Annotated in this window: 11 protein-coding genes; 8 read left to right on the top strand and 3 right to left on the bottom strand. The window is 65.7% G+C overall.

The genetic code is table 11. The annotated features are described in order from the left end of the window. Window positions 1-60 precede the first annotated feature (60 nt). From ACQPYR_RS26955 to ACQPYR_RS26980, 6 genes are all read left to right on the top strand, one after another. Window positions 61-1452 carry a sugar porter family MFS transporter gene (locus ACQPYR_RS26955; protein ID WP_433621739.1) on the top strand — a complete coding sequence of 464 codons (1392 nt, stop codon included), beginning with the start codon at window positions 61-63 and terminating at the stop codon, window positions 1450-1452. Then, window positions 1449-2453 carry a lactonase family protein gene (locus ACQPYR_RS26960; RefSeq protein WP_433621740.1) on the top strand — a complete coding sequence of 335 codons (1005 nt, stop codon included), beginning with the start codon at window positions 1449-1451 and terminating at the stop codon, window positions 2451-2453. Before ACQPYR_RS26955 ends, ACQPYR_RS26960 begins: the two co-directional genes overlap by 4 nt. A 124-nt stretch (window positions 2454-2577) precedes the next feature. After that, on the top strand, window positions 2578-3468 hold the full coding sequence (locus ACQPYR_RS26965; protein ID WP_433621741.1) for a LysR family transcriptional regulator: 891 nt from the start codon (window positions 2578-2580) through the stop codon (window positions 3466-3468). 10 nt (window positions 3469-3478) lie between these two features. Continuing rightward, the gene (kdgD, locus tag ACQPYR_RS26970; protein WP_433621742.1) at window positions 3479-4393 is read left to right on the top strand and encodes a 5-dehydro-4-deoxyglucarate dehydratase; all 915 of its coding nucleotides are present in this window, start codon (window positions 3479-3481) and stop codon (window positions 4391-4393) included. A gap of 26 nt (window positions 4394-4419) precedes the next feature. Continuing rightward, the gene (locus tag ACQPYR_RS26975; RefSeq protein WP_433621743.1) at window positions 4420-5862 is read left to right on the top strand and encodes an aldehyde dehydrogenase (NADP(+)); all 1443 of its coding nucleotides are present in this window, start codon (window positions 4420-4422) and stop codon (window positions 5860-5862) included. A 1-nt stretch (window position 5863) separates the two neighbouring features. Then, on the top strand, window positions 5864-7141 hold the full coding sequence (locus ACQPYR_RS26980; RefSeq protein ID WP_433621744.1) for a glucarate dehydratase family protein: 1278 nt from the start codon (window positions 5864-5866) through the stop codon (window positions 7139-7141). On the opposite strand, the gene ACQPYR_RS26985 is transcribed toward ACQPYR_RS26980, so the two are convergent. Both ACQPYR_RS26985 and ACQPYR_RS26990 read right to left on the bottom strand, forming a co-directional pair. Beyond that, on the bottom strand, window positions 7127-7795 hold the full coding sequence (locus ACQPYR_RS26985; RefSeq protein WP_433621745.1) for a cyclase family protein: 669 nt from the start codon (window positions 7793-7795) through the stop codon (window positions 7127-7129). The two genes, ACQPYR_RS26980 and ACQPYR_RS26985, sit on opposite strands and share 15 nt — an antisense overlap. 21 nt (window positions 7796-7816) lie before the next feature. Next, window positions 7817-8374 (bottom strand): TetR family transcriptional regulator, encoded by a 558-nt coding sequence (locus ACQPYR_RS26990; protein ID WP_433621746.1) that lies wholly within the window; start codon window positions 8372-8374, stop codon window positions 7817-7819. Window positions 8375-8468: 94 nt separating this feature from the next. On the opposite strand from ACQPYR_RS26990, the gene ACQPYR_RS26995 reads away from it, so the two are divergent. Continuing rightward, window positions 8469-10064, top strand: a complete 1596-nt coding sequence (locus ACQPYR_RS26995; RefSeq protein ID WP_433621747.1) for a GMC oxidoreductase — start codon at window positions 8469-8471, stop codon at window positions 10062-10064. Window positions 10065-10067: 3 nt separating this feature from the next. Here ACQPYR_RS26995 and ACQPYR_RS27000 read toward each other — a convergent pair whose 3' ends face one another. Further along, the gene (locus tag ACQPYR_RS27000; protein ID WP_307676533.1) at window positions 10068-10592 is read right to left on the bottom strand and encodes a MarR family winged helix-turn-helix transcriptional regulator; all 525 of its coding nucleotides are present in this window, start codon (window positions 10590-10592) and stop codon (window positions 10068-10070) included. A gap of 110 nt (window positions 10593-10702) precedes the next feature. Between ACQPYR_RS27000 and ACQPYR_RS27005 the strand changes: the two genes are divergently transcribed. After that, entirely contained in the window at window positions 10703-12148 is a 1446-nt protein-coding gene (locus ACQPYR_RS27005) for an MFS transporter (protein ID WP_433621748.1), read from the top strand. Window positions 12149-12390: the final 242 nt, after the last annotated feature.

The raw sequence follows: 12390 nt of genomic DNA on the forward strand, positions 1-12390 counted from the left end.
CGCACCATCAGCATGTGACGCTGATGACACTTTGCTCCACCGCGAAAGAAGTGCAGCACAATGCAATTCAGAACAACGACGACGGCACCGAAATCGGCGCTCGCGTCCAATGTCAAATTTCTCTATTTCTTCGGCGCACTCGGCGGCATTCTCTTCGGTTACGACCTCGGGGTCATTTCCGGCGTGCTGCTGTTCATCAAGAAGTCCTGGCATCTGTCCTCGGTGACGCAGGGTGTGATCGGTGGCTGCCTGGCCGCCGGTGCGGTGATCGGCGCGGCCATTGCCGGACGGATCACCGATCGGCTGGGACGGCGGCGAACCATCATGTCGGCGGCCGCGGTCTTCGCGGTCGGCGCACTTGGCTGTGCGCTCGCGCCCAATGTGACGACGCTGGTGATCGCCCGTTTCATTACCGGCATCGCGGTGGGGTGTTCGTCGGCGACGGTGCCCACCTACCTGTCCGAACTCGCCCCGACCAGGGCACGCGGCGCATTGTCGACGCTGAATCAGCTGATGATCGTCTCGGGCATTCTGATCGCCTACATCGTGGACTGGGCACTGTCCGGCAGCGGTAACTGGCGCATGATGTTCGCGGTCGCGGCGATTCCCGCTGCGGCGCTGTTGGCGGGTATGTCGGTGCTGCCGGAGACGCCGCGGTGGCTGGTCCATGCCGGGCGCGAGGAGGAAGCGCGGGCCGTGCTGGCGGGTACCCACCGCGCCGATGAGATCGAATCCGAGATCAACAGCATTCGCTCGGTCATTCGATTGGATGAGCAGCAGAAGGGGCGGCTGCGCGATCTGCTGGCACCGTGGGCGCGGCCCGCTTTGGTGGTGGCGCTTATTCTGGCTGTCGGACAACAGTTCTCGGGTGTCAATGCCGTGAATGTATACGCGCCGACCATGTTCAAGGATCTCGGCTTCGGAAATTCGACGTCGCTGCTGGCGTCCATTGTGCTCGGGGCGATCAAGGTGGCATTCACGGCCTGGGTGATCTTCGTCGTGGACCGTTGGGGCCGAAAGCCTTTGCTGCTGCTCGGCAATGTGTGTATGGCCTCGTCCCTGTTCCTGCTCGGCGCCATCGTGCTCGGCGTGCACAATCACACTATTACCGGCCTCACGACGCTGATTCTGCTCAATGTCTATCTCGCGGGTTACGAATTGGGTTGGGGCGCGGTGGTGTGGGTGATGATGGCGGAGATCTTCCCGCTGCGGGTGCGTGGCGTCGGCATGGGTGTCGGCAGTGTCGTGCTGTGGAGTTCGACCTTCGCCATCACCTTCCTGTTCCCGGTGATGAACGATCACCTCGGACTCGGCTATTCGGCGTGGATCTTCGCCGCGGTCAGCGTGGTGATGTTCATGCTGGTGCAGCGGTTCGTGCCGGAGACCAATGGTCGCAGTCTGGAGCAGATCGAGTTGGAGTTGCGGGCCCGGGTCAGCGGTAAATCCGCATGAGCGTGGTTTATGTCTCGAATGCCGACAGTCGCGAAATCTCGGTGCTGCGACTCGACGACGACGGTGCGCTGACGCTCGTCGAGTCGCAGACGGTGGACGGCACGGTGATGCCCTTGGCGATGAGTCCAGACCACCGGTACCTCTACGCATCGCTGCGCTCGACCCCGTTCACGGTGGCGGTATTCGCCAGAGATCCGGCAACGGGGCGATTGACACCACTGTCGACCGCGCCGTTGCCGGACAATATGGCCTATCTCGCGACGGATCGAAGCGGGCGTTATCTGCTGAGCGCGTCGTATTCGGGTGACAAGATCGCCGTCAATCCCATCGCGTCCGATGGCGGCATCGGACCGCCGATCGCGGTGGAATCGACACCACCGCACGCGCATTCGATACTCACCGATCCGTCGAACCGCTTTCTGTTCGCGGCAGCGCTCGGCGGTGATGTGATTCTGCAGTACCGCTTCGATGCCGAAACCGGGCGGCTCACACCGAATGAGCCGCCCCAGGTCGCGACCGCACCCGGAGCTGGCCCACGTCACCTCGTGTTCCAAACGTCCGGCGCGTTCGCCTTCATGACGAATGAGCTGGATGGCACGGTGAACAGTTACCGCTTCGAATCCTCCACGGGCACACTGACTCCCATCGCGTCGGCGTCGGTGCGGCCGCCGGAGTCCGGTGGGCCACCCTGGACTTCGGAGCTGCGCAGCACACCCGACGGCCGCTATCTGTATGTGGCCGAACGGACTTCGAGCACGATCACCGGATTCCGCATCGACCCGGCAACCGGGCTGCTCGATCCGGCCGGACACACCCCCACCGAGACCCGGCCGCGCGGCTTCGCCATTGATCCGAGCGGGCGGTTCCTGGTGGTCGCGGGGCAGAAATCTGATGCCGTCACCAGCTACGCCGTCGATCCCGCGACCGGCTCGCTCACCCCACGACAGCGGCTCGAGGTCGGCCGCGATCCCAACTGGGTCGAGATCGTCGCCCTCCAATAAATACCTTCAAGGTATCGGTTGATGCTGAATTGGCGTTGGACGAGTATCAGTAGCGAGTCATAGCCTGCGGAGAGCGCAATCTGCGGGCGAGGCGGAGTGCACGCCACAACGCAGGAGGAGAACGATGTCGATGCTGTCGCTGGAGCAGGTCCGCGGCTTCGTCACGGTGGCCGAGGAGGGTAATTTCCGGCGGGCGGCCGAACGCCTGCGGATGACGCAGCCGCCGCTCAGCCGCCAGATCCAGAAGCTCGAGCGTGATATCGGCGTGGAACTGTTCGACCGCACTCAGCGGCGGGTCCAACTGACCCCGGCCGGGGAGGTCTTCCTGACCGAGGCGCGCCGTCTGCTGGCGCTGGCCGGTGCCGCGCCCGGCACCGCCCGCCTGGTCGCCGCGGGCGGGGCGGGCACGGTGCGGATCGGGTTCACCGCGGCATCGGGTTTCGGGTTCCTCGGGCGGTTCCTCAATCACATCGAGGCCGGACTCGACCAGGTCGAGATCGTGCTGCGCGAGATGGTGAGCTCCGACCAGTTCGAGAACCTGCGCAGCGGCAGCCTCGATCTGGCGCTGGCCCGTCCGCCGTTCGACCGCACCGAATTCGATTCGCGGCTGGTGCATTCCGAAGGTTTGATACTGGCGGTTCCGGAACAGCACGAACTGGCCGGGGACGGTCCGATCGCGATCGAGGCGCTGGGCGGCGAAACACTGCTGGTGTACGCGCCGGGCCCGGCTCGCTATTTCGCCGATCTGGTCTCCGGCATCCTCGCCGCCGTGCCATACACCGCCACCCATGAACTCACCCAGGTACACACCATGCTCGCGCTGGTGGCCGCCGGACGCGGCCTGGCCCTGGTACCGGAATCCGCCACCCACCTGCATCCCGACGGCGTGCGGTTCCGCCCGCTCATCGGCGTCGAGGATCCCGTTGTCCTGCACGCGATCTGGCGACGTGACTGCGCCAATCCGGCGCTGCACCGAGTCATCGAACTGCTCGATTCGCTGCCGCCCGCTCCTTGAAAGGATCCATATGTCCCATCTGTCCGCCGACGAGTTGGGCCCGGCACTGGGCCGCGGGTTACTGTCCTTCCCCGTCACGCATTTCGATGCCGAGTTGGCCTTCGACGAGGCCGCCTACCGCAAACACATTGCCTGGCTGTCCCAGTACGAGGTGGCGGGTCTGTTCGCCGCGGGTGGTACAGGTGAGGGTTTCTCGCTGACGCCGCCCGAAATCGATCAGGTGGTTCGCGCCGCGGTCGCCGAGACCGGTGGCCGGATCCCGGTTGTCGCACCCGCCACCGCGGGCACCGCCGCGGCGATCGAACAGGCCCGCTCCGCCGAAGCCGCTGGGGCCGAAGGCATTCTGCTCATGCCGCCGTATCTCACCGAGGCCGGGCCGGATGGTCTGGTCGAACATGTCGCGGCCATCTGCGCCGCCACCTCGCTCGGTGTCATCTTCTACAGCCGCGCCAACGCGACATGCAATGACGTGACCTTGGCCAGGATGGCCGAGCGCTGCCCGAATCTGGTCGGGTTCAAGGACGGTGTCGGCAATATCGAGACGATGACGCGCATCTATGCCCGGCTCGGCGACCGGCTCACCTATATCGGCGGGCTGCCGACCGCGGAGACCTTCGCCCTGCCCTATTCCGAAATGGGTGTCACCACATACTCTTCCGCGATCTTCAACTTCGTGCCGGAGTTCGCGCTCGACTTCTTCCGCGCCGTGCGGGCCCGCGACCGCGACGAGGTCTACCGGCGGTTGCGCGACTTCGTCATCCCCTATCTCGATATTCGTGACCGTGCTCCCGGTTATGCGGTGTCGATCGTCAAGGCCGGACTGACCGCCATCGGTCACCCGGCCGGCCCGGTGCGGCCGCCGCTGACCGATCTCACCGTGCCCGAGCTCGCCGAACTGACCGCGCTGGTCGCCACGATCGCATGAACAGCCACAACCTCCGGGAGGATTTGATGGACACCGACCTCGACGAACTAGCGCGGATCATCGCCGCCGCGACCGACGCCGCAGGCCGCCTCGCCGACACCACACCCACCGAACGCGCACAGTGGCTCACCCGGATCGCCGACGCCCTCGATGCCGCCGCCGATGAACTCCTACCGCTCGCCGCGGCCGAGACCCATCTGCCCGAAACACCGCGCCTGCGTGGCGAATTGACCCGCACCGCCTTCCAGTTACGACTGTTCGCCGAAGTGCTCGCCGATGGCGAATTCCTCGCCGCCACCGTGGATCACGCCGATCCGAGCTGGCCGATGGGACCGCGACCCGATATCCGGCGCAGCCTCGTACCGATCGGCCCGACACTCGTTTTCGCCGCGAGCAACTTCCCGTTCGCGTTCAGCGTCGCGGGCGGCGATACCGCCTCGGCACTGGCCGCGGGCTGTCCCGTTGTCCTCAAAGCACATCCGGGCCATCCACGGCTGTCCGAACGGACCGGCGCGATCGTGCGCGAAGCGCTGACCGCGGCCGGGGCACCGGAAGGCACCTTCGCGGTCATCCACGGCGTCGAGGCGGGCACTACCGCTCTGCGCCATCCGGATATCGCCGCCGCATCGTTCACCGGTTCCCTGGCGGGTGGCCGCGCATTGTTCGATATCGCATCGTCACGACCCCGCCCGATCCCGTTCTACGGCGAACTCGGCAGCGTCAATCCGGTAGTGGTACTGCCCGGCGCGATTCGCGCACGCGGACAACAGATAGTCGAGGGGTTCGTCGGATCGTTCACCCTTGGCGCGGGGCAGTTCTGCACCAAACCCGGTGTGCTGCTGCTGCCGTCGGAGCACGGACTCACCGATGCGCTGACCACCGCGGTCGCGGCCGTGCCACGACGGCCGCTACTCAACGAGCACATCGCCAACGGCTTCCGATCGCGCGTCACCACCCTGCGCGAAAATTCCGCAGTCACCGCCCTTTCGGCAGCAAACGATCTGCTCGCACCGACCTTGCTGAGCGTGCGCGCCACCGATTTCCTGTCAGGCGGTGCGGCCCTGCAGGCGGAATGCTTCGGCCCGGCGGCGCTCGTCGTCGAATATGCGAATCCCATCGAGTTGCAACAGGTTCTGCACGAAATAGAGCCCGGACTCACCGCGACGATCGTTGCGGAGGACTCCGAGATCGACGATGTGCGCCCCCTCCTGCCCGCCCTCACCGCACTCGCGGGCCGACTGCTGTGGAACGACTGGCCCACCGGTGTCACCGTCAGCTGGGCCCAACAGCACGGCGGCCCGTATCCGGCCACCACTGCCCCGACCACCACCTCGGTAGGCACCGCCGCCATCGCCCGCTTCCTGCGGCCGATCGCCTGGCAGGGCTTTCCGGATCAACTGCTCCCACCCGCCCTGCGCGAGGCCAACCCGTGGCGGCTGCCGCGTCGCGTCGACGGAAAGCGAGACTGATATGTCCCCCGTTATCACCGATGTTCGACTGACCCCGATCCTCATCGCCGACGCTCCACTGCTCAATGTCGGTGGCGTGCACCAGCCGTATACGCCGCGCCTGATCGTCGAGATCGAAACCGACAGCGGCGCTTGCGGTCTCGGCGAAACTTATGGCGACCGTGTCTACCTCGACCGTGCGGCCGACCTGGCCCCACAGCTGATCGGTATGCCGGTCGCCGCGGTCAACGCCATCCGCCTGCTCGGCGCGAACACCACCGGGGAGGTGCTGATCGACAACCCGATCGCGGGCGGACTGCGCGGCACACTCACCACCGACAAGGTCCGACTCAGCGTGATATCGGCCTTCGAATCCGCCGCACTCGACGCCCACGGTCGCGAACTCGGCCTGCCCGTGCACGCCTTGCTCGGCGGCAAGGTCCGCGACCGGGTCGACTATTCCGGCTATCTGTTCTACAAGTGGGCCGACCATCCGTTCCCCGACGCACCGACCGACGACTGGGGCGAGGTCATCGATCCCGACGGGGTCGTCCGTTTGGCCGAGAAGTTCGCCGCCCATGGCGGATTCCGCTCGTTCAAACTCAAGGGCGGCGTATTCCCGCCCGAGGAAGAAGTCGCCGCGATCGAGGCATTGGCCAAGGCGTTTCCCGATCATCCGCTGCGGCTGGATCCCAACGGCGGTTGGTCGCTGAGCAGCGCAACGACTGTCGCAGAACAACTTTCGGGTGTCGTCGAATACCTGGAAGACCCGACCGTCGGCCGCGAGGATATGGCCGAAGTGCATCGCCGCACCGGAATGCCGCTGGCCACCAATATGATCGTCACCTCGATCGAGGAGGTCCGTCCCGCCTTCGATCTCGATGCCGTCCAGATCGTGTTGTCCGACCATCACTTCTGGGGCGGACTGTTCGCCACCCGCGACCTGGCCGCCGTCTGCCACGCCTACGGCAAAGGCGTCTCGATGCACTCCAACACCCACCTCGGGATCAGCCTGGCGGCAATGACCCACGTCGCCGCAACCGTCCCCGAGTTGACCTATGCCTGCGACACCCACTACCCATGGCAGCCCGAGGATGTGATCGCCGAAGCCATCGTCTTCGAAGCGGGCGCCGTCACCGTCCCCGACGCACCCGGCCTCGGCATCCAACTCGATAGGGACGCGCTCGAGCGCCTCCATCATCGCTGGAAAGCCTTGCCGCAGTGGCACAATCGCGATGATGTTGCGGGCATGCGCCTGGTCGATCCCGCGTACCAGCCGCCGAGCTCACCCAAATATTGAGAGATCGGTCCAGGCGACCGCGCGTAGCGGAAACGAGCCCATCCCACGCACCGGCGCCGGGAGTGCGACCAGCCTGGCACCGGTGTCGGGGACCGCGTCCAGGTTCGTCAGCTGCTCGATGATCGGGATTCCCGCCCCGAGCAGTGTGTGGTGGCACGGCCGCGTCGGCAGGGACGTGTCATCGACGTCGAGCGAGTCGATGCCCACCAGTGCCACATTGGCGGCGACCAGCGCATCGGCGACCTCGCCGACCAAGAACGGGTGGCCGGGGCCTCGATACTCCGACGATCCCCATCGCGCCGACCATCCGGTGTGCACGAGCACCGCCTTGCCCCACAGCCGTGCCGGGTCGCCGATTACATCCGGCCCGACTACGCGGACTCCCGCCGCGCGGATCATGACGATCGGCACGTTGAACAGCCGTTCCAGCGGCAGCTCGGCGATATCGGCGCCATCGGCATGGAAGTGGAAGGGCGCGGTGATATACGTCCCCGTATTGCCGACGGTATCCACGCGCGCGATTTCGTAGGTCATATCGATCAGCGCCGACCGGTCACGTGCAATGTGTGTGGTGACTCGCGGTTCAGGCAGGCCGGGATAGGTGAGCATGCCGTCCGAGATCGGATGAGACAGCTCGACTATCGCCTTGCTCATGTTAGAAACCGTACCCGCAGATCACGCGCGCAGCCCACGCTCCAATATCGCCCACGCCTGCCGGGACGTGGCCTGTCTGGATTTCGGGTCCGTCTTCGCCAGCACGGCCGCCAGCATCGCCACCGCTAATACGACGTCCATTGCCGTGACATCGGCGCGAATATCGCCACGTTGCCGCGGGTCGTCGAGTTTCTGCGCGATGAGCCCGAGTAGCCGCCATGCTGCGCCGAGCAACTGCTCGTCCTCGGTGTTCGACGGATAGATCATGGCGATGAAGGCCGCGGACGCGTTCAGCTGATCGACGATGAGGGCCAGTACGTCCCCGACGGTGGTCGCCGGGTCGGCGGCAAGCTCTTCCAACTCGACGATATTCTCCTCGAATACCGCCAGCGCCATGCTCTCCCTGGTCGGAAAATGCCGGTACAGCACACCTTGTCCGACACCTGCCGCGCGCGCGATCAAACTCAGCGGTGCGTCGAAACCGTTCTCCGCGAATACAGTTCGAGCCGCCCGAATCAGAGCCGCCCGGTTTCCGGCCGCTGCTTTCGGTCCTAAATTCTGTCGGCGCGACGCAGTCACCTGCTCAACGCTACCGCTTGACTCGACCGACGGTCTCCAGCAAACTGTCGAACAAACCGGACAAGACCGTCCGGTTATGTAAGTGAGGAAGAGCATGTCGGTGATCACCCGCCGGACCCTGTTGACCGCCACCGCGGCGGCCGGCGTCGCCATACTCGGCTCACGAACCACCAACCCGACGCACGGCATCGCCGCACGGGTCAACAGCGTCCCGCTCACCCGGGAGGAACGCCGGGTCGTGGTGGTCGGATCCGGATTCGGTGGCGGGGTGACCGCACTGCGGTTGGCTCAGGCCGGCGTCCCGGTGCTGCTGCTCGAACGCGGAATGCGCTGGCCGACCGGGCCGAATGCGGAGACCTTTCCACGCGCCTCGGCGCTCGACAAGCGGGTGCTCTGGTACCGGTCCAGCCCGACATTATTTGGTGTCCCACTGGTTTTCGAACCTTATACCGGGTTGGTGGAGGCGGTACCCGGAACGAATATGACCGCCCTGTGCGCCGCGGGCCTCGGCGGCGGTTCGCTGATCTACCAGGGCATGTCACTACAGCCGACGCAGCCGGTATTCGATGCGAATCTGCCCGAAGAACTCGACTGGGCGACCATGGATCGGGTGCACTACCCGAGGGTGGCGCGCATGCTCGGCCTCGCGGTGGCCCCCGACGAGTTGATCGCGGACCGCAACTACACGGCCGCACGTGTATTCGGTGATCATGTGCGCCAGGCCGGACTGCCGCTGTCGAAGATTCCGATGCCCATCGACTGGAACTACGCACTCGCCGAGCTGCGCGGTGAGATGAAACCGTCGTACACCAACGGCGACGGCGCGATGGGTGTGAACAACGGCGGTAAACATTCGGTCGATGTCACCTACATCGCCGCGGCCGAGTCGACCGGACGGGTAGAGGTGCAGACGCTGCACCAGGTCACCGATGTGGAACGCGGTGCCGACGGCCGCTGGGTCGTATACGTCGAACGGCTCGACACCTCCGGCAATGTCCTGGAAAACAAGATCATCACGGCCAATGCCCTGGTGCTGTCGGCGGGCAGCCTGAACACCACCAAGCTGCTCGTGCGAGCCGGGGCAAAGGGGAAGATTCCGGACCTGCCCGATGGACTGGGTCAGCAGTGGGGCACCAATGCCGACCGGATCTACGTCTGGACCGACCCCATCGCCGATTTCGGTGCGGCACAGGGCGGTCCGGTGGTCTACGGAAGTAAGAACTGGGACGATCCGCAGGCCGCGTTCACCGTCATCCAGGCCTCCATCCCGCCGATGCAGATGGACCCCAAGAGCACCATGCTGGTCGGGTACGGCGTCAGCGCGGACCGCGGCCGGTTCGTCTACGATTCGGCGACCGACGACGCGATTCTGCATTGGCCGAACAACGGCGACGCGAGCATCCAGAACAATCACATCGATCCGGCCGTGCGCCGAATCGCCGGCCCGACAAGCATTTTGGTCGACACCAACGCGCTGTTCCCGTCCACCTGGCACGCCCTCGGCGGCGCGAGCATGGGATCGGTCTGCGATCTCGACGGCCGGGTCCTGGGTCAGCGCGGTCTCTATGTGGTGGACGGCGCGCTCCTGCCGGGTAATGCCGCGGCCTGCAATCCGTCGATGACGATCGCCGCCGTCGCGGAGCGAGCCCTCGACCACCTGGTCACCCAGGACATCGGCACCGCGATCTGACGATTACGGGCGCGGCCAGGGACGGCCGAGATAGCGCTCGATATCGATATTGAAACGCTGCAGGTAATCGGCGAAGGCCGCGGCATCCTGCGGTGACCAGTCCGCGAGGATCGTCGCCAAGGTTTGCAGCGATTCGTCGCGTTCACGGTCGAGTTGCCGTTCGCCTTCGGCGGTAATGCGGAATTTGCGGGCCATCCCGCCATCCGGATCCGGAATGCGTTCCACTACATCGTCGCGCACCATGGCCGCGGTCCGCCGGTTCAGCGTCGACACATCCTGACCCACCGCCTCGCTCAGCTGCCCGAGCGTCATCGGGCCTGCCACCCGCAGCCGATTGAGCAACGTATACGTGTTGCGATCGAGTCGACGCCCGCCGAGCTGCCGGGAGGCGAGGCTGTACCGGCCGAACAGCATGGTCTCGAACTCGATCTTGTCGAGGGTTTTGTCCATTTCGGGGTCCTTCTGCCGATCCGCGCCGACCTGCGCCTGGATTCCGTAGCACCAGGTATACCACGCGATGTGCGTCACACACATCACGTGCAGCTAGCACGCAATGTGTATAAGCCATACAGTGTGCATAGTGCACATTGCATGCGCTCAACATACTTCCCCTGATTTCGACCGATTCGCAGACGCGCGTGAATACTCCAGCCCCCGCTGCCCGGCCAGGCGGCGTCCTCGCCGTGCTGGCAACCGCAGGCATCGTCGCCTCGCTCATGGCGACACTCGTTATGCCGCTGCTCGGCGAGCTGCCGCAACTGCTGCACACCACCTCGTCCAACGCCACCTGGGTGGTTACGATCACCCTGCTCGTCGGCGCCGTGATCACTCCGGTCGCCGGACGACTCGGCGACCTCTACGGCAAGCGGAAGATCCTGCTCGCCTCGATCGTGCCGCTGGTCGCCGGTTCACTCGTCTGCGCCGTCGCGACCTCGATCGTGCCGATGATCATCGGCCGCGGCCTGCAGGGCGCTGGCGTCGGCATCATTCCGCTCGGCATCAGCGCGCTGCGTGATCTGCTGCCACCGGAGCGGTTGGGCGCTGCCATCGCACTGATCAGTTCGTCGCTGGGTATCGGCGCCGCCATGGGCCTGCCGCTGTCCGCGGCCGTTGTGGAATACAGCAATTGGCGGGTGCTGTTCTGGGGCTCGGCCGCGCTTGCCGCGCTGGTCGGCGTGCTGATCTTCGCGATCATCCCGGATACCCCGAACAGCGGCGCCGCCGGACGTTTCGACGCGCTCGGGGCGATCGGCCTCGGCGCCGCACTCGTATCGCTGCTGCTCGCCATCTCCAAGGGTGCCGCTTGGGGCTGGACCAGTGCCGGCATTCTCGGATTGTTCATCGCGGCGGTGGTCTTGCTGCTGGTCTGGGGTTGGTGGGAGCTGCGCATCGATGCGCCGCTGGTCGATCTGCGCGTGACCGCACGTCCGCAGGTGCTGCTGACCAATGCCGCCTCGGTTGTCGTCGGTATCGCCATGTACTCCCAGTCGCTGGTCATGCCGCAACTGCTGCAACTGCCCACCGCCACCGGTTACGGCCTCGGCCAGTCGATGATGGCGATGGGTCTGTGGATGGCGCCCGCGGGTGTCGTGATGATGCTGATCTCGCCGGTGGGCGCCAAGCTCTCCGCCGCCCGCGGTCCCAAGTTCACCCTGGTCACCGGATGCCTGATCATCGCGTTCGGCTATGCCGCCGCCATGGCGCTGATGGGTTCCACCTGGGGCATGCTGGCGGTGACCGTGATCATCAGTGCGGGAACCGGTTTCGCCTACGGCGCCATGCCCGCCCTCATCATGGGCGCGGTCCCGGTATCGGAAACCGCCGCCGCCAACAGCTTCAATACCCTGATGCGCTCGGTCGGCACCTCCGCCGCGGCCGCCGTGATCGGCGCGGTACTCGCCCAGATGACCGTCTCGTTGGGCGGGCACGCCATCCCGACCGAAAACGGATTCCGCGTCGCCCTGCTGATCGGCTGCGGTGTCGCCGTACTCGGCGCCGCGATCTCCGCGGCCATCCCGACCCGCCGGATCCCGGACTTCTCCGAGCCCACCATCACCGCGGAACCCGTCGCCGTCCGGGTGTGACACTCCGCACGGCCCGATCGAGAAAGTGCGCAGCTGCGGTCGGCTACCACTGTTTGCCGGATTCCGCACTCCCAGAATTGATCACGATCTCCATCCGCCACGACCGGCCCCTGATGCGGTGCAAGGCCTCCCAGATCTGGGAGGCCGGCAAATACCCAGTCATCAACTGCCGCCGTAGGTTCGGCGTGCCGGCAACGCAAGTTTCGGTGCAGCGCGAGCGGGTAAAAAACCGAACGCCAGAT

Origin of the sequence: Nocardia sp. CA-120079, from assembly GCF_050955745.1 — a bacterium.
Taxonomy (GTDB): domain Bacteria; phylum Actinomycetota; class Actinomycetes; order Mycobacteriales; family Mycobacteriaceae; genus Nocardia.

What these genes read in the sequence shown, in the direction of transcription:
- ACQPYR_RS26955 (WP_433621739.1), top strand. Translation starts at nt 61, where the DNA reads ATGCAATTCAGAACAACGACGACGGCACCGAAATCGGCGCTCGCGTCC.
- ACQPYR_RS26960 (WP_433621740.1), top strand. Translation starts at nt 1,449, where the DNA reads ATGAGCGTGGTTTATGTCTCGAATGCCGACAGTCGCGAAATCTCGGTG.
- ACQPYR_RS26965 (WP_433621741.1), top strand. Translation starts at nt 2,578, where the DNA reads ATGTCGATGCTGTCGCTGGAGCAGGTCCGCGGCTTCGTCACGGTGGCC.
- kdgD (WP_433621742.1), top strand. Translation starts at nt 3,479, where the DNA reads ATGTCCCATCTGTCCGCCGACGAGTTGGGCCCGGCACTGGGCCGCGGG.
- ACQPYR_RS26975 (WP_433621743.1), top strand. Translation starts at nt 4,420, where the DNA reads ATGGACACCGACCTCGACGAACTAGCGCGGATCATCGCCGCCGCGACC.
- ACQPYR_RS26980 (WP_433621744.1), top strand. Translation starts at nt 5,864, where the DNA reads ATGTCCCCCGTTATCACCGATGTTCGACTGACCCCGATCCTCATCGCC.
- ACQPYR_RS26985 (WP_433621745.1), bottom strand. Translation starts at nt 7,795, where the DNA reads ATGAGCAAGGCGATAGTCGAGCTGTCTCATCCGATCTCGGACGGCATG.
- ACQPYR_RS26995 (WP_433621747.1), top strand. Translation starts at nt 8,469, where the DNA reads ATGTCGGTGATCACCCGCCGGACCCTGTTGACCGCCACCGCGGCGGCC.